Origin of the sequence: Methylocystis heyeri, assembly GCF_004802635.2 — a bacterium.
Lineage (GTDB): Bacteria > Pseudomonadota > Alphaproteobacteria > Rhizobiales > Beijerinckiaceae > Methylocystis > Methylocystis heyeri.
Map to the genome: position 1 here is coordinate 4,526,968 of NZ_CP046052.1, position 24,980 is coordinate 4,551,947.

Below are 24,980 nucleotides of genomic sequence, written 5' to 3' on the forward strand. Positions count from 1 at the left end.
ATTCCGATACAGGTTTTTTTGCAAATCAGAAGAAGCAATTTTTATAAGAGTTTTTGATACCGAGTGGCGGACGGGCGGAGACGTCTCCTCTGCGTTCGCTGTGGCGGTCAGCGGCAAGTCATGTTTCGCCATCGCTCATGAGTTGCTCGAGATGACAGATCACACCGGCAAGCTGCTGCGCAACACGCTTCTTTATCTTCCGGCGCAGTTTTTTCCGCCCGCGGTTCAGTTCGCGACCACGGTCGCCTGGACCTATCTCCTGGATCCCGCCTCCTACGGCGTCGTCACTTTCGTGATAGCGGCCCAGGAAATCACGGCCTATATCGGCGTGACCCCCTGGTCGCTTTACGTGCTCCGCTTCCATCCGCGCTTCGTCGAGAGCGACGCGGAGCGGTTCCGGCTCATGGACAATCGCATGGCGCTCTACGCCGCGCTGTTGCAGGTGATCTTGTCCGCGCCGATTCTGGCCACGCTCGGCGCCGCGGCCAACGGCTCGATCTTCTGGGCCACTGCGGCCTATCTGACCACCCGAACCCTGCTCATGCATTACGGGGAGTGGGCCCGCGCCGAGCATCGCATCGGTCCCTATACGGTCGCGCAGCTCATAGGCACCGGCGCGGGAGCCGGCCTTTCCATCGTCGCCATACTCCTGCTGGGGCCGTTCCCCGCCGTGGCGCTCGCGGCCCAGGCACTGGGCCAGCTCGTCGCGCTCGCGTTGTTGTGCCGACAAATCGGCATCAGGTTCCGCTTGGGGAAATTCGACACCGCCATTTTCGCCGAAGTTCGCCGCTATGGCATTCCCCTCATCTTCGGAGGGGTCTTCGGCTGGGGCGCGGGCAACGCAATTCGAGTCCTCGTTCAATATTTCGAGGGGCCGGTCGCGCTCGGGCTCATGTCCGTCGGCTGGGGATTGGGACAGAGGATCGCCAATGTTCTCTCGATGCTGCTCACGGCGGCGGCCTATCCTCTCGCGGTGGGCAACCTGGAGCGCGGGGATCGAAAAGGAGCGCTGGACCAAGTGTCCCTGAGCGGCGTGCTTCTGCTCGCCATTCTTGCGCCCGCCTGCCTCGGCGTGTTCCTGTTGTCGAAGCCGCTGACCAATCTCCTGATCGCGGAAAGCTTCCGCGAGGCCACGATCGTCATTCTTCCCATCGCCATGCTCGCCGCGGGGCTGCGGGGCTTACGGCTCCATACCAGCGACCAGACCATGCTCTTGCTCGAGCGCACGGATATCTCCATGCGGGTCACCATCGTCGAAACCATGCTCAATCTGGCGTTCTGCGCGACGGGGCTGCATTTTGCGGGGGTATATGGCGCGGCGCTGGGAATGCTGCTCGGCACGGCCCTCGCGTGCATCGGCGGCTTCACCTATTCTTTCGCATTGCTGGGCCTGCCCTTCCCGCCACTCGGCCATCTCGCGCGCATTCTGCTTGCGGCCGGAGCGATGGGGCTGGTCGTGCGCCTTTTGCCGGAGCCGACTTCGATAATCTCCTTGGCCCTTGTCGTCGCGGCCGGGGTCGTCTCCTACGCCGCCCTCATCATCCTGGCCTTTCCCGCATGCAGAGCCATTCTGCAAAAGCAGGCGAGGCGTTTCTCGGGAGCCGCCGCGTGAGCGTTCCGACAACGGCCGGCGCATCCCGGGCAGGGGAGGCTCCTTCGACAAAGAGGGTCGCCTTTTTTCATCAGAACGACGTGTTCAGCCGCCAGGGCGGCATCGAGCGTTATCTGGCGACCCTCCTGGCCTGCGCGGATGGGCGGGCGGCGCTGGTCAGCGCGGCTGTCACCCGGCCGGTCGAGGAATATTTCCGCGTGCGGGAATATGGTTCGCCGCGTCTGCCCCAGTGGGTTCGTTACCTCGCCGGCCTCTTTGCGCAGCGCCGCGAAATCGCAGGCTTCCTCCGGGAAAGGCAGGTCGCGGTCCTGGAGTTCAGCCGCCCGGAATATCTGCTCGCCGGGTGGATGTTCAAAGGACGACGGGTCGTGACCATTCACGGCACCGGGCCCAGCCCGCAGAACCGCGCTCATTACCTGTTGCACCATCTCTGTTGCTTCCTGCTGCCGATCTTCGCCGACAGGGTGCAGGTGGTCGGGCGCGATCCCAGCGGCCTGCCGGGCGTCGTGCAGAAACTTCTCGGACGCCGGGTCACCTTTATCGAGGCCTGGTACGACGACAGGTTCAGCCCGGCGCCATTGCCGGATCTGAACCACTCCCCTGTGAGGCTGTTTTACGCCGGCCGCATCGCGCCGCAGAAAAACCCCGAACTGCTCTATGCGATCATCCGCCGGCTCGCCGAGGACGCGCCCGGCCTGTTCGAGTTTCGCTATTTCGGCTCGGACTACGACGAGTTCGTCGAGGCCGGCCTCGGCGCCCTGGTCGCCGACAAGGGATTTCTGGACGCGGCGGCGCTGGCCGAGGCGATCCGGGAATGCCACGTCGGGCTGCTGTGTTCGGGTTACGGCGAAGGCTCCCCCTTCATCGTCATCGAGACTTTGGCCTGCGGGCGGCCTTTCGTGCTTTCGCCTTTGCCGACTCTGGTGAAAGCCTATGCCGGTCTCGAGGGGATCAGCATAGCGCGCGGTTACAATGTCGAGGACTTCGTGAACGAACTCGTGAAACTGCGCGACGAGATGCTCCAGTCGCGGATAGATCCCGCCAAAATCGCGGCGCGAGTCGCGGATCGCTCCCAATCGCAAGCCACGCGGCGCCTGCTCGATTCCCTGATGGATCTTGCGCGCTGAATCGCAGTCTCGACGAGGTTCGTTCCAATGCTGGTTTTCGACCTGGTGCTCGCCACGCGGCGGAAAGCGATGACGGGAGTCGAGCGCTATGGCGTTCATCTCTTCAAGGCGGTCAGCGCGATCCGCCCCGATACGCTCGCCTTCGTTCGCGACGCCGAGGGGTTCGATCCCAAGCTGAATGTGGTTCAGGTTCCCGACATTTATCGCAGCTGGCTCATGCTTCCGCGAAAGATCGCGCGCCTCGGCGTCAAACCCGAGGCGGTGATTTTTCCGACCGCGCCGGCGAGCCCCTTGTTCCGCGCCACGGATATGCGCCTGTGCCGCATAATCCACGACGCTTTCCCCTGGAACAGGGAGCGGGCCATGCCCTGGAAGGGCCGGCTGCTCTACCGGGACGTCGAGAACTTCATGGCCCGCCGCTACGATACGCTTCTTGGAACGACGGAGCCGGTCGCGAAAGAACTGCAGGCGCAGCTGAACCGGCAGGACATAGTTGCGGTCGGCAATGCTCCCGGCGTCGATCTCGACACCGCGTCAGACGCTGAAATCCCGGGATTGCCGCGAGAGTTCGTTCTTGCGGTCGGCACCGTCGAGCCGCGCAAGAACTACGACCGACTTTTGTCTGTCGTCGAAAGCGGCGACGCGGGAGCGCTTCCGGTCGTGCTGGTTGGAAGGCCGGGCTGGGGCGAGATCGCGGCCCGCGTGGAAGAGGCCGCGCGGCGCAGACCGGAGCGCTTGATCTGGCTCCAGAATCTGAATGACGACGGCGCCCTGGTCCGGCTTTACCGCCAGGCCAGATGCTTCGTTTCGCTTTCCAGGGCCGAGGGTTTCAACATGCCTCTGGTGGAAAGCGCGATGTGCGGATGCGCGGTGGTCTGCAGCGATTTGCCGATCCACCGCGAGGTCGCTCCGCCCTGGGCGCGCTTCATAACGGAAGACGCTTCGCAGGAGGAGTTCTGGAAGCTGGTCGGTTCCGCCGCCGCTCCCGCCCACGACGCTGTCGAGGCCTATAAACGCCGCTTCGGCTGGGGCAATGTCGCCTCCCGCCTGCTCGAGCTGCTCGGCGAGAAAGATGCGGGCTCGGCAAGCGCCAGCCTCGCCGGCCAGAGGAATTGACCCGATGAAAACTCCGCAGGGGCGAGCGACCCTGGTCTTCTATGTGCACGCGATGGCTGGCGGCGGAGCGGAGAAGGTGATGGCGCGCCTCGCGACCGGTTATGCGAGGCGCGGCGATCGCGTCGTGCTCGTGGTGGATCATCGGGCGGAGGAATGGCTGGGCCTGCTCGACGAACGGATCGAAATGGCGGTGTTGCCGCAGCTTCCGGTCCTGAGCACGCTCGCCTTCGCCGCCCGGCTTTTCACTCTTGCTCCCGACGTCAGCATTTCCGCGCTTGGCGCCACCAATCTGAAACATCTGGTCGCCGCTCTTCTCGCGGGCAGGCGCCGGCGGGCGGTGATCTGCTACCATGGCTTTGCCGAGGGCGAGCCGAGCAAGCTCAGCCAGATCGGCTATAAGCTCATCCCCGTCCTGTCGCGGCTCGCGGCGCAAAGCGTGGCTGTCTCGGACGCCTTGAGAGACGAACTGATCCGCCGTTTCCATGCGGCGCCGGCGCGGCTCAGGACGGTCTATAATCCGGCCTCGCCGGAAATCGCGCATCCGCCGGTCACGGCCGAGGCCCTCGGCGCCCGCGAACCGATCGTGGTCGCCGTCGGCAGGCTCGTCGTCGACAAAGGCCTGTTGTTTCTGGTGAAGGCCTTTGCGCAAGTGGCCTATCCGGGAGCGCGCCTGATCGTTCTCGGCAAGGGTCCCGATCTTCAGAGGCTGCAATCCGAAGCGGAGCGTCTGGGGATAGCCGATCGCGTTGAGTTCCCGGGTTATGTCGCCGATACGGGAGCCTATTTGTCGAGGGCGCGCTGCTTCGTCTCGCCCTCCTATCGCGAAACCTTCGGGCTCGCCGTCGTGGAAGCGCTCGACCATGGGCTGGCGGTCGTTGCGACCGACAGCGGCGGGCCGAGGGAAATCGTGAATTCTCCTGAGCTCGGCCGGATTGTTCCCGTCGGCGACGAGGCGGCGATGGCGGCGGCGATCTCCGCCAGTCTTTCAGCGCCGGGAGATCCTTCGCCTCGTCAGCGGCGATCGAGGGATTTCACCCTGCGCGCCGCCATGGAGGGCTATGATCGGATTTTCGAAGAGATTTCGCCGGGTTTCGCAGCCGCGTCTTCGAATGCATAGAGCGCGCGCCGCGGGCGAACGCCACGCGATTCAGGCGGCCGCGTCCCACACCGCCACATAGGACTTCGTGAAAAACAGAAGCTTTTCGCGGTCGATGCGCGCATCGGGAAAAAGAAACGCCATTTCCCTGCCGGTCAGCAGATTGATTTCTTCGATATAATCCCGAGCGCAGTCCAGCGATTTCGCATCCTCATATCCGGCGCGCGGCAGATAGGGCAGCAAGATCACCCTCAACTGGTTCGGCAGCCAGTGGAAGACGGGGATCATGAAATGCTGCTCGACCGGAAACCAGAAGGACGGCGTCTGCACATAGCCGCAGTCGGCGACCGAACGCATCTCGCGCGCGCAAAGCTTGATATTGCTCCAGGACCCGAGATGCTCGATCACGGAGTTGCTGACCACGAGATCGAACTTGCCGCCTGCGAATTTCGACAGGTCGAGGGCGTTGGCGTTGAGGGCCTCCATCGGGAAGCGGGTCTCCTTGCCCGAAAGATCGACCGCTTCGATATTGACGAGGGTTATCTCTTCGATGTTGGAGGTTTCGACCGTCTCCCAGAACACCGGGCGCCCGCCCACGTCGAGGATGCGCACGGGCCGGTTCAGGCGCCGCGCCAGCAGGTCGATGAGTCCGGACAACCGTCCGTTGCGCCGTTTCCTGAAGTAATTCTGAAGGCTGGCGATGAGAGAGGCCATGATCGGCTCCGCGTCTATTATGGCGTGGGACAGCAGTCGGGCTCTATTTGTGCGCCGGCCGGTGAAGATTCTGTTTCTCTGTTTTACGACTCGCGCGGCCCGCTGCGAGCGGGAGACGGTTTCGCTTCGCGGGGAAAGATGAACAGCATGACGAAGGTGAATTGATTGAGCTTCATCGTCTTCGAGGCCAGCCCGACCGCGGAGCTGATGACGACGATGAAAAACACGATCAGGAGCGTCGCTCCGCGCCTCGAACGCCGCCAGATTTCCCACAGCAGGGCCAGAAGTCCGATGATGAAGAACGAGCTCATGATTATGCCGTACATGAACATGAGCGCGATCCAGGTGTTTTCTATCGCCACTGCGATGCCGAGCGATCTTTGCGTGGACGTCACCGTCTCGGGGCTCGGGCCGAGCAAAAGGTCGGTCAGGTCGAAGGCGTCGAACATCCGCATCATGATGACGCGCGCTTCCGCAGATCCGTTATCGTCGACGAAACGGGCGATCAGATCGTCGAAAATCCCTGCGTAAGTCGCATAGGCGACGCCGCCGATAACGAGGGGAGCGAAGAACATCGCCGCCAGGAGCCGTCCGAGATCGAAGCGTTTGCCGAGCAGGATGAGCGCGAAATCCTTGACGAGAACGCCGCCCATGATCAGGCCGCACATGAGCATGGAGGTTCTGCCGCCGAAGGCCGCAAGTCCGAGTATCTGGACGCCGATCATGACCGCGCGCGCCATCGGAGGCAGGGACTGGTCGGCTCCAAGGAAAAGACAGAGCGCGTAAGCTCCCGTGATGCCGGCGTTCAGAAGAGGATGCCCCAGCAAGGCCGTGGAACGGTAATCATAGGTCAGTTCCTCGCCCGACAGCACATAGGGAAACAGCCTCCAGTGCGTGACGAACTCGATGACCGCGATGATCGCGTTCGCAAAGAGAACGACATGGATGAATCGGCGCAGAAACCGATGCGTTTCTTCGCCGAGATCGTCGGCGACGAGCAAGGCGACGAGCGCGAGAAAATAGGTTTCGATCAGGCTCGTGACCGGCAAATGCTGCACGAGCACGGCGTAAATGATGGTCAAGACCCAGGAAATGAAAAACAGCGCCGCGCCGGGAAATCTCGCCGGCAGCTCCCTGATGAACGCCGCTGGCGCGGGCTTGCTCGCGACGTCGAGAGCGAAGGCCAGCGCAGCCGCATATGTGGCCGGATGCAGCTTCTGCCACATGGCGCCGCCGGCGCCGTCGTAATTGAAGCCGATGACGCCGAGAGCCATCGGCGACACGCAAAACAGCAGAATGGCGGAAACAGTGAATATCCGCGACGCCCATCGCTGCATGGCGGCTCGACCGGCGAGGGGATATGCGAATTCGCTCATGCCCTCATCCGGCGCTCGCCTGCCTGGCGATCGCTTTGGTCGGAGCTCTGCGCGGGAAGCGAATCCTCGCCGAACAGCAGGCAGGCTTTTCGCTCTCTCGTCGCGCTCTTTTCGATCATCACGAGCGCGTCGATTTCATCTGCTGGCGGAAGGCTCGAATTCTCGCCGAGCAGGGCGCCGCAATCGAGCAGGACGAGATCGAAACAGGATTTGAAATCGCGTTCCTGCGGCCACCGCCGCTCCGCTATGAGAATCTCGCCGCCCGCCAGCCGGTCTTTGTGGAGATTGTATAGGTTTCCCTCGTAGCCGAAGGGCTTTCCCGCACGTGGGAGCTTCGTCTTCAAAGAGGCGAGATAGGGACGGCGGGCGTCGCAATCCAGAAGAAGTACCCGGTCGCCTTGCGCGCAAGCCAGGAAGGCCAGCGAGAGCGCGGTCGACGTCACTCCGGCGCCGACGGAACTCGCACCGAGCGCAACGACGGTCGCCTCCCGAGCGGTCGGCGCAGTCCAGAGGGCGTCATAGAGCCGGGCGACTGCGCGGCGGTAGGGCGCGCCGGGGATCTCCATCGCAGCTTTGACGCGAGAGGCGAGGTGGCGATCCCTTGCCGCGTCGGAGCCGCCAGCATCCAGCGGAGGAAGCGTGACGACGACGGGCGGGCGCTCGCCGTCGGAGGCTCTCCAACGGCTGTCGGCGACCTGGGGAATCGTCGAGTCGTTTGCAGCCCCGCCGCTCGCGGCCTCGCGGGGCTTGCCGGGGGAGAACTGCGGGGAGGGGCCGCCGGTCCGGTTCGGGGCGTTTCGCTTGCGCTCCAGGAACTCGAGCACCAGGGCGGTCGCAATCCAGATGTTGAGTCCCGCGGCCAGGGCTATAATCAGGGCGGGAAGGGTCTTCGGGCTGACTTTGCTCTTCGTCGCCGTCGGCTGATTTATCAATACGCCGTTGGGCGAGGAAACAACCTCCCTATGCACGTTCTCTCGCGCGGCGAGGGCTTTCTCGTAGCGTTCGCGCACGGCGGCCGCTTGCCGCTCGAGTTCGTTCAGTTCGAGGCGGCGCCCGCCGTTTTCGCGTATCGATTTTTCCAGGTCGGAGACGAGCTGTTCATTTCCCCGCTCGGTGTTGCGCGCGGTCTTCAGCTCATTGGCGGCGGCGATCGAGATCCGCTGCATCTCCGCTTTCATCTGAGCCCGCAGAGCGGCCATCTGCGCCTTGATGATCGCATAGGAAGGATGACGGGGGCCGAGCGTCGACTCGGCATAGGCCGCGTCGCGCGATAAAGCGGCGTAGTCGCCGCGAAGCTTTTCGATGACCGGCGAGCGGATGGCCTCGTTCACGTTCTCGATCGAGCCCCCGGCGCGTATCGCTGCCTGAAGCTGGTCGTATCTGGCCTGGAGTTCGGCGCGCTTTTTTCGCGCTTCCACCAGGGCGGAATTGGCGTCCTTGAGCTGCTGTTCCGGCGCAGTGTGGCCGTCGGTGACCAGAAAGGCCTTGGATTTTCGGTAATCCTGGACGCGTTGCTCGGCCTGTTCCAGCCGCGTGCGGAAATCGGCGATTCTCTTGTCGAGCCAGTCGATTTCCTTGTCGGCGATTTCATCGCCCATCTGGGCTTGCGTCTCGTGATAGGCGGTCACCAATGCGCGCGCGAGCCGTTCCGCTTTTTCGGGACTGGAGGCTTTGACCTCCACGTCGATGACGTAGCTTTTCTCGTTGCGCTTTGCGGTGATGGCGTTGCCGAGATTCTCGACGATCCCTTCGATGGTGACTTCGGATTTTGGCGGCGCAATTCCGACGAGGGCCTTGAGCCTCGCGAAGATTCCCGGGCGGGCCGGGACGAAATCGGGGTCCGAGCGCAGTTGTTCGTCGTTGATCAGGCGGCGCAGAACCTCGTTCGAGGTGAGCAACCGCATCTGGCTTTCGATCATTCCCGTGTCCGGGCTTTGAGGCACCGGCTGGGCGTCCATTCCTATCGGCGGTCGCTCTCGCGTATCCACCATGAGCGACATTGTGGCGGCGTAGCGGGCGGGGGTCAGGAGAATATAGGCTCCCGCGAGCGAAAAGGTGAGCAGCAGCGCGGGCGCCAACAGGAGCCGTCGGCGAACGACCGCCTTGTAGAGGTCGCCGATGTCGATTTGCATGTTCGAATCGGCCAGCGGCTCCGCGCTGGAACGCGACCGCGCCGACTCGATGCCGCCGTCAGTGGTTGTCAAAGCGTTGATCCGCGCGTTGCCGGTCGACAGGGGAGGCCATTCCCCCGCGTTGAACGAAAATTAATATCTTATGGTTACCAATTCATTATTGTCGTGGCGGCCTCGAGGCTGCCGTCCCAGCGCGGTTTTCACGCAGCGGCCCCGCATTGGTCCGGAGTCGTATCTCGATCTCGCGGTCCGATCACCTTCGCCATCTGGCGCCGACCACGTCGATCGTCTCGATCCCGGCGGCGTAATTCAGCGTGTGAGCGCCGTGTCCGAGATTGCGGGGCGGCGCGATGCGGGCGCGCGGAGTTTGGCGAAACTCCTCGTCGTCGAGCCGCTCGATCGAGCAGAGCGTAAGGCCGCCGCCATATCCGCGCGAACAATCCTGCGCCGGGCGCCATAGCTCGCCGTTGCGCAGGAACATCGCGCCCGCCGGTCTTGCGCAGCCGGCGTCGATCAGCGCCGGATTGGCCGGATGCGCTTGCCAGGGTCCGGTCAGATGGTCGGCGTAATAGATATGAAGGGCGTCCCAGCTCGACAGACCGTCCCTGGAGACGGTGGCAAAAAGCCAAAACCGGCCGTCGTGCTCGACCAGGGTCGCATCCGAGGCCGGCGTATCGTCGATCAATATCGCCTCCAGGGCCCAGCAATCGGGAAAGCGCGTCGCCCGATAAAGCTCGATCCGATTGGCCGCGCAGCTTTCCGGGATCATCCAGATTTCGCCGTCGCGCGCGAAGACCTGCGGATAGGAAAGATGCCAGGGCTGCTCCATGACAGGCAGGGCGGGGCCGACGGACCCGTCATCCCTCAGCTCGAAAGCCGTCAGAACGCCTTTTCCGGTCGCGTAGGGGAATTCCTCGCAGAAAAGGAAAGTTTTGCCGCCATGGGCGAAAACGAAAGGATCAGCCAGATACCTCCGTCCGTCGTCGGGAAGGAAGGAATAAGGCTGATCGGGCCAGGACAGCGTGTCCGCCATCGTCTGGCCGGGGGCCGGGCGGCGCCATCCGATCCGAAAATGCTCGCGATGCACGGCGAGCCGCGTCAGCCGGTTCTCGATCTTGGCGGCGAGGGCGCCGAGGGCGAATTGCGCCGGGGACCCCCGCCGCGTGGCGCGCGCGGCCGCGGGACTGACGGAAGGCGAAGCCTCGCCACGTGCGACGCGGTCGACGGCGCTCTCGACGAGGGAAGCGAGCGCCGCGGCGACGGCGCGGAGACCCGCCGAAAGCAAATCGCGATTTTCGAGCGCCGGCGTGGCGCTTGCGACGCAGCGAGGCGCCTCGCCCGGCTCCGTCTGCATCAGGTCGATCTGCGGAGCCCGCCGATCCAGTAGCGCATCCGCCGCCGCGGCTTCGGAAGCGCGCAGATCGAAGAGCGGCTTCAGCGAGAGCTGCGCGACCGGACCCGGATCGGCCCCGGTAAGATCGATCACGAGATCCGGCGGTCCGGCGTCTTCGGGCGCGGGCGACGGCGGCCCGGCGTCGAGGTGAGGCGCGGCCCGTCGGTAGACCATACGCTCCAATTGCATCAGCAAATGCAGACCGGAAGGCGTCGGCGTCCCCGGCGCATGGGTCAGACGCACGATATGACCCTTTTGTCGAAGCCGTTCCGCGAGCGCGGGATGCCAGCTCCCCAGCTCTCCGAGGCAGGAGCGCAATTCGATACGCAAAATCCGTTTCGTTTTCATGGCCCCGTTTTAGCGCCGCAGTGGCGGCGAAGCGACGGAAACCGCGCCATATAAATAATCGGGCGCTAATTCTTCGCCGGAATAGGCGCCGCTCGAGTTCCGACCGGCGAAGCCGGGGCTCCCCGTCTCCGGGCCGGCTATTTTTCTTTTGGCGTGAAAATACTGTGAACGCGGCCGGGACTCTGTCCGCCGCCCGCCGCCTGAACAACGGCCTGGCCGGTGGTGATGTCGTAGACCAGCCGGTCGCCTTTGGTCACGCTCTCGCCCTGGGTCAGGACCACGTTTCCGTTCAGATAGACTTTGTTTTCGGAGCGGTCGTAGCTGCCGTGGTCTCCGGTGCCGACCTGGTCTTTCGACACCATGGTGACCGGGCCTTCGGCCTCGATGTGCTTGACCCTGTCGCTGCTGGCCTGGGAGTCCCCGGAAGGCTGGGTTTTTGCGCCGGCGCCCTTGTCCTGGAGGAAGATGGTGAGTTTAGAAGCTTTCAGCGTCGACGGGCCGTTCACGACGATGACGCTGCCGGAATAAACGAGCTTTTGCTCCTTGTCGAAATAGTCGAGCTTCCCGGCGTCGATGTTCAGGGGATCCTTCGCGCTGGCTCCGGGCAGAATCCCTCCGCTTCTGCCACCTTTGGCATGCGCCGGCCCCACCGAGACGAGCGCGGCCGCCAGGAGTGTGGAGAATATCTGGAGACGCATCGAATTATCGCTTTCACTTTTTCGGGCGGGCGCTCGCCCCGCCGCGGTCTTCGTCTTCGGCCCGGGGCGCTTCCAGCACGGCGTGCGCCGGCGCCGCTCCATCAGCCGCCGCCGGAGCCCCTTCGTCGTCGGCTTCTCCATAGAGCACGGAATGGACGTCGCCGGTGAATGTCGCCCGCCGCTCGGCCTGGCTGAACTCCGCCGAATTGGATGTCACTTCTCCGCCGTCCAGTTTCAACCTCGCCGGGCTGTCGGAGGTCAAGGTGCTCGCCCTGAAGTCCATGACGCCCGATTGAAGCTGCAGGTCGAAATTCTTGCCGTCATGGATGCGCACCGTTTCCGTGAGATCGGCGCGATCCTTCTTCGAATCATAGAGGCCATGGCCCGCCTCCAGCAGAACCGCGCTTTCGCCGCTTGTTTCCAGCCGCACTTCGAGGTTTTCGAGTTCGAAAAGATCGGGCTTGGACATGTCCTGAATGCCGAGCTTGGCTTTCAGCGCATAGGGGCGTCCGTCCTGGCGATAGCCGACGAGCCTGGGCGTTTCGATGGTTATCCTGCTTCCCTTCAGGCCGATATGGGAAAAGCGCAGGTCCACCGGCAAAAAACGAAGCATCTGGAACAGGATGATGACGCCGACGATCGCGACGATAGCTCCGCTGCCCCAGAGCGTCAGGCGCCGCAGCCGCGCGACCCGGGCCGTGTGCCGCAGCGCCGCGGGGAACGCGTCCTCTCTAGGAGCGACGATGGAGCCTAGCCGGCTGCGCGAACTGGATGGAGCTTCCTGCAAGAACGCCTCGACGAGCGGAATTTCGCGGTTTTGATGCTTTCCAATTTTTGGCGCGGATACTCCCTTCCGGTGGCGAATTCGAGGCGCAGGCGCCCTGATCGCTCAGGAATGGGCGAAAATATCGGTTTCCGGCCAACCTGCGAGATCAAGACGCGCCCGCGCGGGCAGGAACTCGAAGCAGGCGGCCGCCATCTCCATGCGCGCTTCGCGTTCGAGCATGGCGTCGAGGCGGCTCTTGAGCTGATGCAGATAAAGGACATCCGAGGCGGCATAGGCCTGCTGCGCGTCGGTCAGTGTCTCCGCGCCCCAGTCCGACGACTGCTGCTGCTTGGAGATTTCCACGCCCAAAAGCTCGCGCACCAGGTCTTTGAGCCCGTGGCGGTCGGTATAGGTGCGGGTCAGCCTGGAGGCGATCTTGGTGCAATAGACGGGTTGCGGGATCGCGCCGAAGGTCTGGCCCAGAATGGCGAGGTCGAAGCGGGCGAAGTGGAAAAGCTTCAGGGTCTCGGGGTCGCTCAGAAGGCGCTCGAGATTGGGCGCGCGGCTCTGTCCCCTGGCGATCTGGACCAGCTCGGCGTCGCCGTCGCCATTGGAAAGCTGCACCAGGCATAGCCGGTCGCGCAGCGGATTGAGGCCCAGGGTCTCGGTGTCGATGGCGACGATCGGCCCCCAGCGATAGTCGTCGGGGAGGTCGCCTTTATGCAGTCGAACAGTCATGGAACGCGCCGGATTTTGAGATTTTGTAGTCGTCTTATACCCGAGGGAGCGGCGATTCGCTCTTTTTTCGAGAAAGGGCGCTCGCTGGCGCGCTTTCCAATCGGGCGGAAACGCCTGACCAATAGAACCCGCGCCAGATCCAAATGCTGGAGGCGTGGCTCGGCCTCAACTCACATTGAACGGATCGACAATCTCGACGCCGCATCCCTCGAGATCACGCACATTCCGGGTCGCCACCGCCGCTCCCCGGACGCGGGCGATGGCGGCGATCTGGCAGTCGGCCTCCATAATCGGCTGGCCAGCCGCTCGGCGCTTTGCCGCGATGACGGCATAAGCCTTGGCGGCGGCGCTATCGAAGGGCAGGAGACGGCCTGCGAAATCCTCCGCGATCATTATGTCTATCGCGGCGGTCAGACCATCGCGGCGCTTGCCGGCGGGGAGTATCGCCGCGCCCAAGCGCAATTCGGCCTCGCTGACCGCGCTGAGGAACAGCCTGGTCGAGTCCCGCGCGGCGAACCAGTCCAGGACCGCCCGCGAAGGATTTGGCCGCATAAGCTCGGAGACGATGTTTGTGTCCAGTAGGATAACGGCGTCATTCATGAGAAAATGACGGTGGGTCGCGCATCGGGCCGCGCGCGGGAAGCTCCAACTCCACGCCGCCTATGGCGGCAAAGCGGTCGTGAATAGCCTGGCCGAGATTTTTTGGCGCGACGGCGCCGCTGACCGCCCGGCGCAGGATTTCTCGCGCTTCTTCTTCCATGGAGCGGCCATGCTCGGCCGCGCGAATGCGGAGGCGGCGCTTCAAATCTTCGTTCAGATTGCGGATTGTGATGCTCGCCATCAGATCGCCTCAAGATATCCCCGTTTGAAATTAAGCAATGATTGCATTGCAATCAAGGTGAGACCAGCCCATCGGGGTTACGGCAGGCAATGGCGGCAATCTGTGCACAAGGCTTGTCAGCCGGCGCTAAGCCGTTTATCCTGGCTCGGAAGACCTGAGCTCTTTTGGCGATGTGAGGATTTTGGAGCATGGCGCGCGCGATCGCCCCTGCGACTGCCCCCAAGATGCGACGCCCCGCGGCGCCGCTCGCCTGCGCTCGTCCTGCCCTCCTGCTGCTTCTGCTTAGCCGCCCCTGAGCGCACTAAGGGCTTTTGCCCAGGCGACAGGGGATATAGCGCGAAACGAACCAGGACAGCCCCTCGCGGGCAGGCAGCTTTAGGAATTTTTCCATGACTGAGACCAATCCCGCCCCACAGCCGGCGTCCCGCCAGGATGACGCCAATCGGGTCGTCATCTTCGACACCACCTTGCGCGACGGCGAGCAGTCGCCGGGCGCCTCCATGACCTTCGAGGAGAAGCTGGAGGTCGCGGACCTGCTCGACGCCTTGGGCGTCGACGTCATCGAGGCCGGTTTTCCCATCGCCAGCGAGGGCGATTTCGAGAGCGTCACCGAAATCGCGAAGCGCCTGAAAAACGCGTCGGTGGCCGGTCTCGCCCGCGCCTCGGACAAGGACATCGACCGCTGCGCCGAGGCTCTGCGGGCGGCCCGCCGGCCTCGCATCCACACCTTCATCTCCACCTCGCCGGTGCATATGAAATACAAGCTCCAGATGGAGCCCGCGCGCGTTCTGGAGCTGGTGGCCTCTTCGGTCACCCGCGCCCGGAACCATGTCGCGGAAGTGGAATGGTCGGCGGAGGACGGCACCCGCACCGAACTGGACTTTTTGTGCCGCGCGGTCGAAATCGCGATCAAGGCGGGCGCGACCACCATCAATATTCCCGACACCGTGGGCTATTCCACGCCGGCGGAATATGAGGAGCTGTTCCGCACCGTGCGCGAGCGCGTGCCGAATTCCGACAAGGCCATCTTCTCGGTGCATTGCCACGACGATCTGGGTCTGGCCGTCGCCAATTCGCTCGCCGGCGTGCGCGGCGGCGCGCGGCAGATCGAGTGCACCATCAACGGCATCGGCGAGCGGGCCGGCAATGCGGCGCTCGAAGAGGTGGTGATGGCGATGCGGACCCGCCCGGACGTTCTGCCCTATCACACCGGCGTCGACGCCAAATTGCTGACCCGCGCCTCCAAGCTGGTTTCGGCGGTGACCTCTTTCCCGGTCCAATACAACAAGGCGATCGTCGGCCGGAACGCTTTCGCCCATGAAAGCGGCATCCATCAGGACGGGATGCTCAAAAATGCGCACACCTATGAAATCATGACGCCGGAAAGCGTCGGCGTGACCAAGACTTCTCTGGTCATGGGCAAGCATTCGGGGCGTCACGCCTTCCGCGAGAAGCTGAAGGAACTGGGCTACGACCTCGGCGAAAACGCGCTGGAGGACGCCTTCCGGCGCTTCAAGGATCTCGCCGACCGCAAGAAGGTGGTCTACGACGAGGACCTCGCGGCTCTGGTGGACGACGAGATCGTCACCGCCAACGATCACATCAAGGTCCTGGCCCTGATGGTGATGGCCGGCACCCATGGTCCGCAGTCCGCCGCCCTGACGCTGGACATCGACGGCGAGAAGGTCACGCATCAGGCGACCGGCAATGGGCCGGTCGACGCCATCTTCAACGCCATAAAGGCTCTCGCGCCGCATGACGCCACGCTGGAGTTGTTCCAGGTCCACGCCGTCACGGAGGGAACCGACGCTCAGGCGGAGGTTTCGGTGCGGTTGTCGGAGGACGGCAAATCCGTCACCGGCCGCGGCGCCGACCCCGATACTCTGGTCGCGGCCGCGCGCGCTTATGTTTCCGCCCTCAACAGGCTGATCGCCAAGCGGGCCAAGACCAAGCCGGAGGCCATGCAGGCGGGATAGCGCGAGCTTCCTTTCCCCTTTCGCATCATGGAAGCGGCCCTGGCGTCAAACCCGCCGGGGCCGTTTTTCTGTGTGCCGAACAGGCCGTGCGCGCTGCGCTGCGGCGCGGCGACGACAACGGGCGCCGCGCAAAACGCTTTGCGCCGCCTGCATTGCGGGCTATTTGGAAAGCGAGGATTGTAGCAGCTGCGATTCTTGCGCAAATTCCCGTTTCGCCAGGGCGTCGTCGGGCCTTCGAAGAGGCTCAAAAGAGTTCGTCTCGAACGCTTTTTTCATCCCTTGGCTTGGCGTTTGCAGAACGATGCGGAACCCGGAAGGATAAGGAATATGGATTCTCTCGACAGTTTCAAAGCCCGCAAAAAACTCGTCGTCGGAGCCAAAACCTATTACTATTATTCTCTCAAGGCCGCAGAAAAAAATGGCCTTTCCGGCGTGTCGCGGCTTCCCTATTCGCTCAAAGTCCTGCTGGAAAACCTGCTGCGCAACGAAGACGGGCGCACCGTCACCAAGGAGATGATCGAAGCCTTCGCCGGCTGGCTGACCCAGAAAGGCAAGAAGGAGGTCGAGATCGCTTTTCGGCCTGCGCGCGTCCTGATGCAGGATTTCACCGGCGTTCCCGCCGTGGTCGATCTTGCGGCGATGCGCGACGCTTTTGTCGCGCTCGGAGGCGATCCGCAGAAGATCAACCCTCTGGCGCCGGTCGATCTCGTCATCGACCATTCCGTCATCGTCGATAATTTCGGCGCGGCGCGCGCGCTCAAGCAGAACGTCGATCTCGAATATCAGCGCAACGGCGAGCGTTACCGCTTTCTGAAATGGGGCCAGTCGGCCTTCGACAATTTCCGCGTCGTGCCGCCGGGGGCCGGCATCTGCCATCAGGTCAATCTGGAGTTTCTCGCCCAGACGGTCTGGACAAAGAAGGAAAAGATCAAGGTCAAGGGGCGGACCCAGACCATCGAGACCGCCTATCCCGACACGCTGGTCGGCACCGACTCGCACACCACCATGGTCAATGGATTGGCCGTGCTGGGCTGGGGGGTCGGCGGCATCGAGGCCGAGGCGGCCATGCTGGGCCAGCCGCTATCCATGCTGGCGCCCGAGGTTATCGGCTTCAAGCTCGAGGGCCATCCGCGCGAAGGGGTGACCGCGACCGATGTCGTGCTCACCGTGACCCAGATGCTGCGCAAGAAGGGCGTGGTCGGCAAGTTCGTCGAATTCTACGGCGACGGCCTCAACCATCTTTCCCTCGCCGATCGCGCGACGATAGCCAATATGGCGCCGGAATATGGCGCGACCTGCGGCTTCTTCCCGATCGACGCCGAAACGCTCGATTACCTCCATGTCTCGGCGCGCAATTCCGCCCGCGTCGCGCTGATCGAAAAATATGCGCAGGCTCAGGGCATGCTGCGTACGACGCGCTCGCCGGAGCCCGAATTCACCGACACGATTTCGCTCGATCTCGGCACGGTGGTTCCTTCGCTCGCCGGCCCCAAGAGGCCTGAAGGGCGCGTCGCGCTGGAAGACATGAAGTCCACCTTCGAGGCCGCGCTCGCCGCCGAATACAAGAAGCCGGACGGATTCGGCCAGCGTTTCGCGGTCGAGGATACGAATTACGATCTCGGCCATGGCGACGTGGTCATCGCCGCGATCACCTCCTGCACCAATACTTCCAATCCCGGCGTTCTGATCGGCGCCGGACTTTTGGCGCGCAATGCGGTGGAGCGGGGCCTCAAGGTCAAGCCCTGGGTGAAGACCTCGCTCGCGCCCGGAAGCCAGGTGGTGGCGGAATATCTGCAGAAATCCGGGCTCCAGAAATCTCTCGACAAGCTCGGCTTCAACCTCGTCGGCTTCGGCTGCACCACCTGCATCGGCAATTCGGGCCCGCTGCCTGCGCCGGTGTCGAAGACGATCAACGCCAATGATCTGGTCGCGGCCTCTGTTCTTTCCGGCAACCGCAATTTCGAAGGGCGCGTGAACCCGGACGTGCAGGCCAATTATCTCGCCTCGCCGCCTCTGGTCGTCGCCTTCGCACTCGCCGGCACGGTGGCGATCGATCTTTCCAGCGAGCCGCTCGGCCACGACAAGAAAGGCGAGCCTGTCTTCCTGCGCGACATCTGGCCCAGCAACGAGGAGATCGAAAAGACCATCCGCAAGAACATCACCCGTTCGATGTTCCGCGGCGCCTATGCCGGCGTCTTCGACGGCGACGCGCATTGGCGCCGGATCAAGGTTCCGTCCGGAGAAACCTATGGATGGGACGGGGAATCGACCTATGTGCGCAATCCGCCCTATTTCGCCGGGCTGACCCGGGAGCCCAAGCCTGTCTCCGACATCCAGAACGCGCGCGTCCTGGCGCTGTTCGGCGACAAGATCACAACCGATCACATTTCTCCGGCCGGCTCGATCAAGGCGGCTTCGCCGGCCGGCAAATGGCTGCAGGAGCAGGGCGTCGAGCCCAAGGACTTCAACCAGTACGGCACCAGGCGCGGCAATCACGAGGTCATGATGCGGGGCACTTTCGCCAATATCCGCATCAAGAACCATATGCTCAAGGACGACGCCGGCAATGTGCCCGAGGGCGGAAACACCAGGCATTTCCCGGGCGGAGAGGTCGTGTCGATCTATGACGCCGCGATGAAATATGCAGCCGAGGGCGCGCCTCTGGTCGTCTTCGCCGGAGCTGAATACGGCAATGGCTCGTCGCGCGACTGGGCCGCCAAGGGCACGGCGCTTCTGGGCGTGCGCGCCGTCATCGCGCAGAGTTTCGAGCGCATCCACCGTTCGAATCTGGTCGGCATGGGCATTCTGCCGCTGACATTCGAACCTGGAACGAGCTGGTCGTCCCTCGGCCTCACCGGCGAAGAGACCGTCACCATCGAAGGCCTCGGCCACAGCCTCGCCCCGCGCCAGACGCTGCACGCCAAAATCGCCTTCCCCAATGGAGATACGAAGGACGTGCCGCTTCTTGCGCGCATCGACACGCTCGACGAGCTGGAATATTTCCGCAATGGCGGCATCCTGCCTTATGTGCTGCGGCAGCTGCTGGATTAATCCGCGCATCGGGCGAACGGCGCTTTCCCTCCCTATTAGGGGCTAAGGGAGTCACACATCTCCAGGAGGCCGTCATGGCCGGGCTTGTCCCGGCCAAGACGGCGTTTGTAAGGTAGGGGCGCCTCACCTCATGCGTTTCTTTCTTCGCGCGAAGCGCGATCCACTTTGCGCGAAAACTAACGCCGCTCGACTGTCCCCGGCGCAACCGTAAAAATATCGGCCCGATCCGAGAGCGAGGCGAAAAGCTCGGGATCGGCGCCCGTCATCCAGACCTGCCCGCCGAAATTCTCGAGCTCTTCGTACAAGGCCTCGCGCCGCCTCGAATCGAAATGCGCGGCCGCCTCGTCGAGCAGCAGCAGCGGGCTTCGCCCGCTCATTGCGGCGACCAGCCGCGCATGCGCCAGAACCAGGCCGGTGAGCAGCGCCTTCTGCTCGCCCGTGGAGCAGTCCTGCGCGGCGACGCCCTTGGGGCCGTGGAACACGACGAGGTCGCTGGTCTGCGGCCCGATCAGGGTGCGGCCCGCGGCGGCGTCGCGGCGGCGGGATTCCGCCAGCGTCGCGCGATAGCGCTCCTCGACGGTAAAGGCCGGCTCCTCCACCAGCATCCGCTCCAGATCGCCCTCAAGCCGGATCACGGCGTGGGGGAAGGGCGAGGCGTCGTTTCTGCCGGCTTCGATCAGGGCGGAGAGGCGCTCGGTCGTATCGAGCCGGGCGCTCGCCACGGCGACGCCGAGCGAAGCGATTTCCTGTTCCGCCGCCGACAGCCAGCGGGAGTCGCCCTGGTCTTCCAGCAGTCGGTTGCGGTTGCGCAACGCGCGCTCCAGCCGGGCGACCCGGGCGCCGTGGTCCGCGTCCGCACCCAGCGTCAGCCTGTCGAGAAAGCGCCGTCGCTCGCCCGCGGGACCCGAGAACAGCCCGTCCATGGCCGGCGTCTGCCACAGCACATTGACGTAATCGGCAAAGGCGCGCGCGGAGGAAACCGGCGCCCGATCGATACGGAAGCGGCGCGTCGCGGCGTCCTGCCCGGCGGGCTCGTAACCGTGGCCGAGCTGCACGCCGTCGCCGCGGATGTCGGCTTCGATCGAAACGGCGAAGCCGCCGGGTCCGGCGCGCCTCGCACATTGGCCGATCTCGGCCCGGCGCAGGCCTCGCCCGGGCGAGAACATCGAGATCGCTTCGAGAATATTGGTCTTGCCGGCGCCGTTCTCGCCCGTGAGCGCCACCAGTCTCGCGCTCGGGCGAATGTCCAGCGCGACATAGGATCGAAAGTCGCGCAGGGTCAGCCGGGAGATCAGCGGGCGCACGAGGGCCTGATTGGCGTCTTGTAAAGACATTCGCGTCGCTTTGCCATGCTCGCTTGAAAAGAGCCAGCCCCTTCGACGGAGCGGCGGCGCGCGCTCTTTTGTTCTGCCGGGTCCGTCCCCCGTTTACCGGAGCCGGGATTCGCTCCCATATGTAGCGTCGCGCGCCCTTGGGCGCCGCCGACAAAACCGCTATTGTCGCCCGGCGCGGGGCTTGGACACGGATTTCATGTGACGGAGGGATTTTTGGCGCAGAACCTCGCCGGTAAGCGCGTCCTGCTGGTCGTCGGCGGCGGCGTGGCGGCCTATAAATGTCTGGAGCTGGTGCGTCGACTGGCCGAGCGGGGAGCCGCCGTGCGGGTGGTCATGACCGAAGCCGCCAGGCGCTTCGTCACCGATCTTTCCTTTGCGGCGGTGTCCGGCAAGCCGGTCGCTCATGATCTCTTCGACGCCGCGGCCGAAGGCGAAATGGGGCATATCAGGCTTTCGCGAGAGGCGGATCTTCTGGTGGTCGCGCCGGCCACGGCCAATCTGCTGGCCCGCGCCGCCAATGGAATCGCGAACGATCTCGCCACGACGCTTTTGCTTGCGACGGACAAGCGGGTCCTGTTTGCGCCGGCGATGAACCTGCGCATGTGGCTCCATCCGGCGACGCAGCGGAACGTCGCTTTGCTGCGCTCGGACGGCGCCCTGTTCGTCGGTCCGGAAGAAGGCGACATGGCCTGCGGAGAACGTGGTCCCGGCCGCATGAGCGAGCCCGCCGACATCATCGCGGCGATAGAGGCGGCGCTGGCGCAGGACATGTTCTTGCGGCCGCCTCTCAGCCAGGGCGCCGAAGGTCTCGCCGGGCGTCATGTCGTGGTGACCTCGGGGCCGACCCACGAGCCGATCGACCCTGTCCGCTTCATCGCCAACCGGTCGTCGGGCAAGCAGGGGCACGCCATAGCGGCTGCGGCGGCGAGGGCAGGGGCCCGGGTGACGCTGATTTCGGGGCCGGTGACGCTCGAAGATCCGCCGGGCGTCGATGTGCGCCGTATCGAAACCGCCCAGGAAATGCTGGCGGCGGTGAAGAGCGCGCTGCCGGCCGACGTATTCGTCGCAGCTGCGGCCGTCGCCGACTGGCGCGTGGAGGCCGCGGCGCAAAAGATAAAGAAATCGGGCGCGCCGCCGTCTTTAACCCTGGTCGAGAATCCCGATATTCTTGCGACCGTCGCGGCGCCGGGCCAAGACCGGCCTGGAATCGTCGTGGGCTTCGCCGCCGAAACCGGCGACACAGTGCGGCGGGCGCAGGAAAAATTCCTGCGCAAGGGCTGCGATCTGCTGGTGGCCAACGACGTCAGCTCGGGGGTATTTGGCGCCGACGAAAATACGGTGCACATAGTCACCGCCTCGGGGGTCGAAGACTGGCCGCGCCTGGGGAAGGAAGAGGTGGCCGAAAGGCTGGCGGGGCGTCTGGCCAGGATGCTCGCGGACCGCAACAGCGAGACTTCGGCATGAAAGTCATGATTCGACGTTTGCCCCATGGCGAAGGTTTGGAGCTGCCGTTTTACGCCAGCGCGGGAGCCGCGGGGCTCGATCTTCGCGCAGCCCTGCCCGCCGGGCGCAAGCTGGTGCTGGAGCCGGGCGCCCGCGATCTCGTGCCCACCGGATTCTCGATCCAGCTGCCGGATGGTTTCGAGGCGCAGTTGCGCCCGCGCTCCGGCCTCGCTCTCGACCACGGGGTGACGATTCTCAACGCGCCCGGGACCATAGACAGCGACTACAGGGGAGAAGTCCGGGCTCTGCTGATCAATCTCGGAGCGCATCCTTTCGAGATAATCCGCGGCATGAGAATCGCCCAGCTGGTCGTCTCCCCCATCGCCCGGGTTACGCTCTTCGAAACCGAAGAAGCGCTGGAGGCGAGCGAGCGCGGCGGCGGGGGTTTCGGCTCCACCGGCATGGGCGAAGACGCCCGGACATGACGCTTCTGCCGCGCGCCGCCCATTTCGCATTGCTGGCGGTGCTCGACGTCGCCCTGCATGCGCGCGGGCGGCCGGTATCGTCCAGGGAGCTGGCGAAACGCTACGATCTTCCGCCCCGGCGGCTCGAGAGTCTGCTGCAGGCGCTGGTGCGCGCGGGAATCCTCAAGAGCCTGCGCGGTCCCTCCGGCGGATATGAGCTGGCGCGCGAACGCCGCAGGCTGACGATGGGCGAAATCGTGCGCGCGGCGCTCGGCGTCGATGACGAATCCGCCGCCCGGCCGCAGGCGGCGTCCCTGAACGCCATATTGGACCCGATGTTGCAGGAAATCGAAGCCGGCATTTTCGAGCAGCTCGAATCGGTGACGCTCGAGGAACTTCACTTCCGGGCCCTCGCCGACGGCTTCGGCGAGACGTCCGAAAGCGGCGGCCACTTCGAAATATAAGGAGCGGAGTCGCCGGATTTTGGGCTGTTTCGGTCGGCGCGGGCGCCGCGATCGAGCGCGTCGCGCCGCCGTAATCCGTCCCATGTTTCATGGGATGGGGAATCGTCCCGGAAAGACAAGGAGGATGCGTGCATGAGCTATGAGACCATCCAGGTCGAAATCCATGGCGGCGCCGGGCTCGTCAGGCTTCACCGGCCCGAGGCCCTCAATGCGCTGAATGCGAGACTCATCGACGAGCTCGATCAGGCGCTGACCGCCTTCGAGGCGGACGAGCGCATTGGCTGTCATGTTCTGACCGGCTCCGAAAAGGCGTTCGCCGCCGGGGCGGACATCAAGGAAATGCAGGCGAAAAGCTTCGCCGACGCCTATCTCGGCGACTTTATTTCGCGTTGGGAATGCGTGGCGAGGCTGCGCAAGCCGATCATCGCCGCGGTGAGCGGCTATGCGCTCGGGGGAGGCTGCGAACTCGCGATGATGTGCGATTTCATCATCGCTTCGGAGACGGCGCAATTCGGCCAGCCCGAGATCAAATTGGGCGTCATTCCGGGGGCTGGCGGCACGCAGCGGCTGACCCGGGCCATCGGCAAGGCCAAGGCCATGGACCTCTGCCTCACCGGGCGTTTCATGGGCGCCGAGGAAGCGGAGCGCGCCGGTCTGGTCGCGAGGGTGGTTCCCGAGGAGCAGTTGTTCGCCGAAGCGATCAAGGCCGCCCAGATCGTCGCGGGGATGTCGCTGCCCGCCGCGATGACGGCCAAGGAAGCAGTCGACCGCGCCTATGAATCGACCCTGGCTGAAGGGGTGAAATTCGAGCGGCGCGCCTTCTACGCCTTGTTCGCGACCGAGGATCAAAAGGAAGGCATGGCGGCTTTTATCGAGAAGAGACGGCCGAAATTCAAGAATCGGTGAACCTGCCGAAGAGGGGCCCGCCCGGAGGCGCCTCGCGGCTCCGGCCGCGCATTTTGCGTTGACGTGCGGCCGGACGCGGGCGTATAAGGCTCGGGATGTGGCCGCGTTTTCGCGGCCCGATTATTTTTCTGGGGAGCTGTCGGCTCTCCGCCAAAGAAAGCAGAACAAATGGCCAATACGAGCTCGGCTAAAAAGGCCGTTCGCAAGATCGCCCGCCGCACTGCGGTGAACCGCGCCCGTCGCAGCGTGCTGAGGACTTTCGTGCGCAAGGTCGAGGAGGCGATCGCCTCCGGCGACGCCGCCGTGGCGGCTCAGGCCCTGCAGACCGCCGCCCCCGTGGTCATGAAGGCGGCTCAGCGCGGCGTCATTCACAAGAACACGGCGTCCCGCAAGGTGTCGCGTCTGACGGCGCGCGTTAAGGCGCTTTCGGCGTCCGCCTGATCGGCCGATACCCTATACCCGCTCACAAAGGCCCGGCTCAGCCGGGTCTTTTTTTTGCGTGGCGACTACCCGATTGCGACGTCTTTATGTCGATGCAATTAAGCCACACCTTCCTATATTTTTTGGCTTCGATTGCGCGCGCCGCTAAATGGCCCGCGATTCAGTCCCTTGTGTGCAAGATGCTTTTGGAGGTCGCGCAAGTGCCGTCTTGACACATTTATGAAGGGCTTTTGTCTGGCCGTCGGCGGCGGCGCGTCAATTTGACTTGGCCATTTCCCGCGATTTTAGACATCCAGCAAATCATTGGTTTACATCAGGAGTAGCGAACCGAATTCATTTACCTCGTGTCCCCGGCGCAATGATTCATCTCCTCTGGTCATTGCGTCGAAAGCGAGGCGCATGTAGTTTTCTTCCTGTCGAACAACGGAGAGAACCGGCCATCGAGACAGCATCGAAGCATGGTCGGCAAATCTTCTAAATTCGTGATCCGTTCACACTTCGCGTCCTTATGGAATGCCGGCGCAAGCCGGCAGAACGCGAGTTCGACAGCACAAACGAGTAGTGTTCACGCGGCGAGTGCTCCTGAGTTGGCGACGCTTTTTGTGACGAGTGGGACTGATAGAGAAGCGGCAGCTTTTCTAGGTTGGGGGATTCGCTATGGCGTCTGTGCGGAAGACCGGGGATATCCACATTGTCTTCGTGGCGAAATGCGCCTTCGAAAGCGCCCTGATAAATTGGAGCGGCGTTTTCGGCGATCTTAGCTTCGCTTCATATCTAGATAGTGCGATAGGTCCGCCACGGCATGAGCCGGCGGACTTCGGAGAGTCCTGCTGAGAGCCTTCAGGCGCAGCGTTCTCCGAATTTTTTCTGATACTTCGGAACCAAATGCCTTCGGCCGCTCTCGCAGCCGGATCGGTGTGTCTGTTCCTTTGTCAAGGCACGTC

The 24,980-nt window shown here is 63.8% G+C and carries 21 protein-coding genes; 11 read left to right on the plus strand and 10 right to left on the minus strand.

The features are described from left to right. Nucleotides 1-151 precede the first annotated feature (151 nt). Genes H2LOC_RS20450 through H2LOC_RS20465 form a run of 4 tightly spaced genes read left to right on the plus strand, consistent with a single transcriptional unit; the run spans nucleotide 152 to nucleotide 4,972 of the window. The gene (locus H2LOC_RS20450; protein WP_136494503.1) at nucleotides 152-1,612 is read left to right on the plus strand and encodes a lipopolysaccharide biosynthesis protein; all 1,461 of its coding nucleotides are present in this window, start codon (nucleotides 152-154) and stop codon (nucleotides 1,610-1,612) included. Then, nucleotides 1,609-2,739: a glycosyltransferase gene (locus tag H2LOC_RS20455; protein ID WP_162009809.1), complete on the plus strand. Its 1,131-nt coding sequence runs from the start codon at nucleotides 1,609-1,611 to the stop codon at nucleotides 2,737-2,739. The genes H2LOC_RS20450 and H2LOC_RS20455 overlap by 4 nt, the downstream gene beginning before the upstream one ends. A 27-nt stretch (nucleotides 2,740-2,766) precedes the next feature. Further along, entirely contained in the window at nucleotides 2,767-3,855 is a 1,089-nt protein-coding gene (locus H2LOC_RS20460; protein WP_136494505.1) for a glycosyltransferase, read from the plus strand. A gap of 4 nt (nucleotides 3,856-3,859) precedes the next feature. Continuing rightward, the gene (locus H2LOC_RS20465) at nucleotides 3,860-4,972 is read left to right on the plus strand and encodes a glycosyltransferase (protein ID WP_162009810.1); all 1,113 of its coding nucleotides are present in this window, start codon (nucleotides 3,860-3,862) and stop codon (nucleotides 4,970-4,972) included. Nucleotides 4,973-5,002: 30 nt separating this feature from the next. On the opposite strand, the gene H2LOC_RS20470 is transcribed toward H2LOC_RS20465, so the two are convergent. The 9 genes from H2LOC_RS20470 to H2LOC_RS20510 form a co-directional block, all read right to left on the minus strand. Continuing rightward, nucleotides 5,003-5,665 carry a class I SAM-dependent methyltransferase gene (locus tag H2LOC_RS20470; RefSeq protein ID WP_136494507.1) on the minus strand — a complete coding sequence of 221 codons (663 nt, stop codon included), beginning with the start codon at nucleotides 5,663-5,665 and terminating at the stop codon, nucleotides 5,003-5,005. Between the two features lie 83 nt (nucleotides 5,666-5,748). Continuing rightward, nucleotides 5,749-7,041: a VpsF family polysaccharide biosynthesis protein gene (locus H2LOC_RS20475; protein WP_136494508.1), complete on the minus strand. Its 1,293-nt coding sequence runs from the start codon at nucleotides 7,039-7,041 to the stop codon at nucleotides 5,749-5,751. Continuing rightward, on the minus strand, nucleotides 7,038-9,245 hold the full coding sequence (locus H2LOC_RS20480) for a Wzz/FepE/Etk N-terminal domain-containing protein (protein WP_136494509.1): 2,208 nt from the start codon (nucleotides 9,243-9,245) through the stop codon (nucleotides 7,038-7,040). Before H2LOC_RS20480 ends, H2LOC_RS20475 begins: the two co-directional genes overlap by 4 nt. A gap of 181 nt (nucleotides 9,246-9,426) precedes the next feature. Then, nucleotides 9,427-10,896 carry a glucosamine inositolphosphorylceramide transferase family protein gene (locus H2LOC_RS20485; RefSeq protein ID WP_154331742.1) on the minus strand — a complete coding sequence of 490 codons (1,470 nt, stop codon included), beginning with the start codon at nucleotides 10,894-10,896 and terminating at the stop codon, nucleotides 9,427-9,429. A gap of 155 nt (nucleotides 10,897-11,051) precedes the next feature. Then, the gene (locus H2LOC_RS20490; RefSeq protein ID WP_136494512.1) at nucleotides 11,052-11,612 is read right to left on the minus strand and encodes an LptA/OstA family protein; all 561 of its coding nucleotides are present in this window, start codon (nucleotides 11,610-11,612) and stop codon (nucleotides 11,052-11,054) included. Between the two features lie 13 nt (nucleotides 11,613-11,625). Beyond that, entirely contained in the window at nucleotides 11,626-12,399 is a 774-nt protein-coding gene (lptC, locus tag H2LOC_RS20495; RefSeq protein ID WP_136494513.1) for an LPS export ABC transporter periplasmic protein LptC, read from the minus strand. 102 nt (nucleotides 12,400-12,501) lie between these two features. Then, nucleotides 12,502-13,116, minus strand: a complete 615-nt coding sequence (locus H2LOC_RS20500) for a ribonuclease D (protein WP_136494514.1) — start codon at nucleotides 13,114-13,116, stop codon at nucleotides 12,502-12,504. Nucleotides 13,117-13,281: 165 nt separating this feature from the next. Continuing rightward, entirely contained in the window at nucleotides 13,282-13,716 is a 435-nt protein-coding gene (locus tag H2LOC_RS20505; protein WP_136494515.1) for a type II toxin-antitoxin system VapC family toxin, read from the minus strand. After that, the gene (locus H2LOC_RS20510; protein ID WP_136494516.1) at nucleotides 13,709-13,957 is read right to left on the minus strand and encodes a FitA-like ribbon-helix-helix domain-containing protein; all 249 of its coding nucleotides are present in this window, start codon (nucleotides 13,955-13,957) and stop codon (nucleotides 13,709-13,711) included. Before H2LOC_RS20510 ends, H2LOC_RS20505 begins: the two co-directional genes overlap by 8 nt. Nucleotides 13,958-14,346: 389 nt before the next feature. Between H2LOC_RS20510 and H2LOC_RS20515 the strand changes: the two genes are divergently transcribed. Continuing rightward, a complete protein-coding gene (locus H2LOC_RS20515; protein WP_136494517.1) occupies nucleotides 14,347-15,933 on the plus strand; it encodes a 2-isopropylmalate synthase in 1,587 nt (528 codons plus the stop codon). Between the two features lie 327 nt (nucleotides 15,934-16,260). Next, nucleotides 16,261-18,984, plus strand: a complete 2,724-nt coding sequence (gene acnA, locus H2LOC_RS20520; protein WP_136494518.1) for an aconitate hydratase AcnA — start codon at nucleotides 16,261-16,263, stop codon at nucleotides 18,982-18,984. Between the two features lie 176 nt (nucleotides 18,985-19,160). Here acnA and recF read toward each other — a convergent pair whose 3' ends face one another. Continuing rightward, nucleotides 19,161-20,318: a DNA replication/repair protein RecF gene (recF, locus tag H2LOC_RS20525; RefSeq protein WP_136494519.1), complete on the minus strand. Its 1,158-nt coding sequence runs from the start codon at nucleotides 20,316-20,318 to the stop codon at nucleotides 19,161-19,163. A 198-nt stretch (nucleotides 20,319-20,516) separates the two neighbouring features. Here recF and coaBC point away from each other — a divergent pair, with 198 nt between their 5' ends. From coaBC to rpsT, 5 genes are all read left to right on the plus strand, one after another. Then, nucleotides 20,517-21,782 (plus strand): bifunctional phosphopantothenoylcysteine decarboxylase/phosphopantothenate--cysteine ligase CoaBC, encoded by a 1,266-nt coding sequence (gene coaBC, locus H2LOC_RS20530; protein ID WP_246206916.1) that lies wholly within the window; start codon nucleotides 20,517-20,519, stop codon nucleotides 21,780-21,782. Next, nucleotides 21,779-22,246, plus strand: a complete 468-nt coding sequence (gene dut / locus H2LOC_RS20535) for a dUTP diphosphatase (protein WP_136494520.1) — start codon at nucleotides 21,779-21,781, stop codon at nucleotides 22,244-22,246. Before coaBC ends, dut begins: the two co-directional genes overlap by 4 nt. Beyond that, nucleotides 22,243-22,689 carry an RrF2 family transcriptional regulator gene (locus tag H2LOC_RS20540; RefSeq protein ID WP_136494521.1) on the plus strand — a complete coding sequence of 149 codons (447 nt, stop codon included), beginning with the start codon at nucleotides 22,243-22,245 and terminating at the stop codon, nucleotides 22,687-22,689. Before dut ends, H2LOC_RS20540 begins: the two co-directional genes overlap by 4 nt. A 132-nt stretch (nucleotides 22,690-22,821) precedes the next feature. Further along, nucleotides 22,822-23,595 (plus strand): enoyl-CoA hydratase, encoded by a 774-nt coding sequence (locus H2LOC_RS20545; protein ID WP_136494522.1) that lies wholly within the window; start codon nucleotides 22,822-22,824, stop codon nucleotides 23,593-23,595. 168 nt (nucleotides 23,596-23,763) lie between these two features. Further along, nucleotides 23,764-24,036: a 30S ribosomal protein S20 gene (rpsT, locus tag H2LOC_RS20550; protein WP_136494523.1), complete on the plus strand. Its 273-nt coding sequence runs from the start codon at nucleotides 23,764-23,766 to the stop codon at nucleotides 24,034-24,036. The last annotated feature ends 944 nt before the right edge of the window (nucleotides 24,037-24,980 follow it).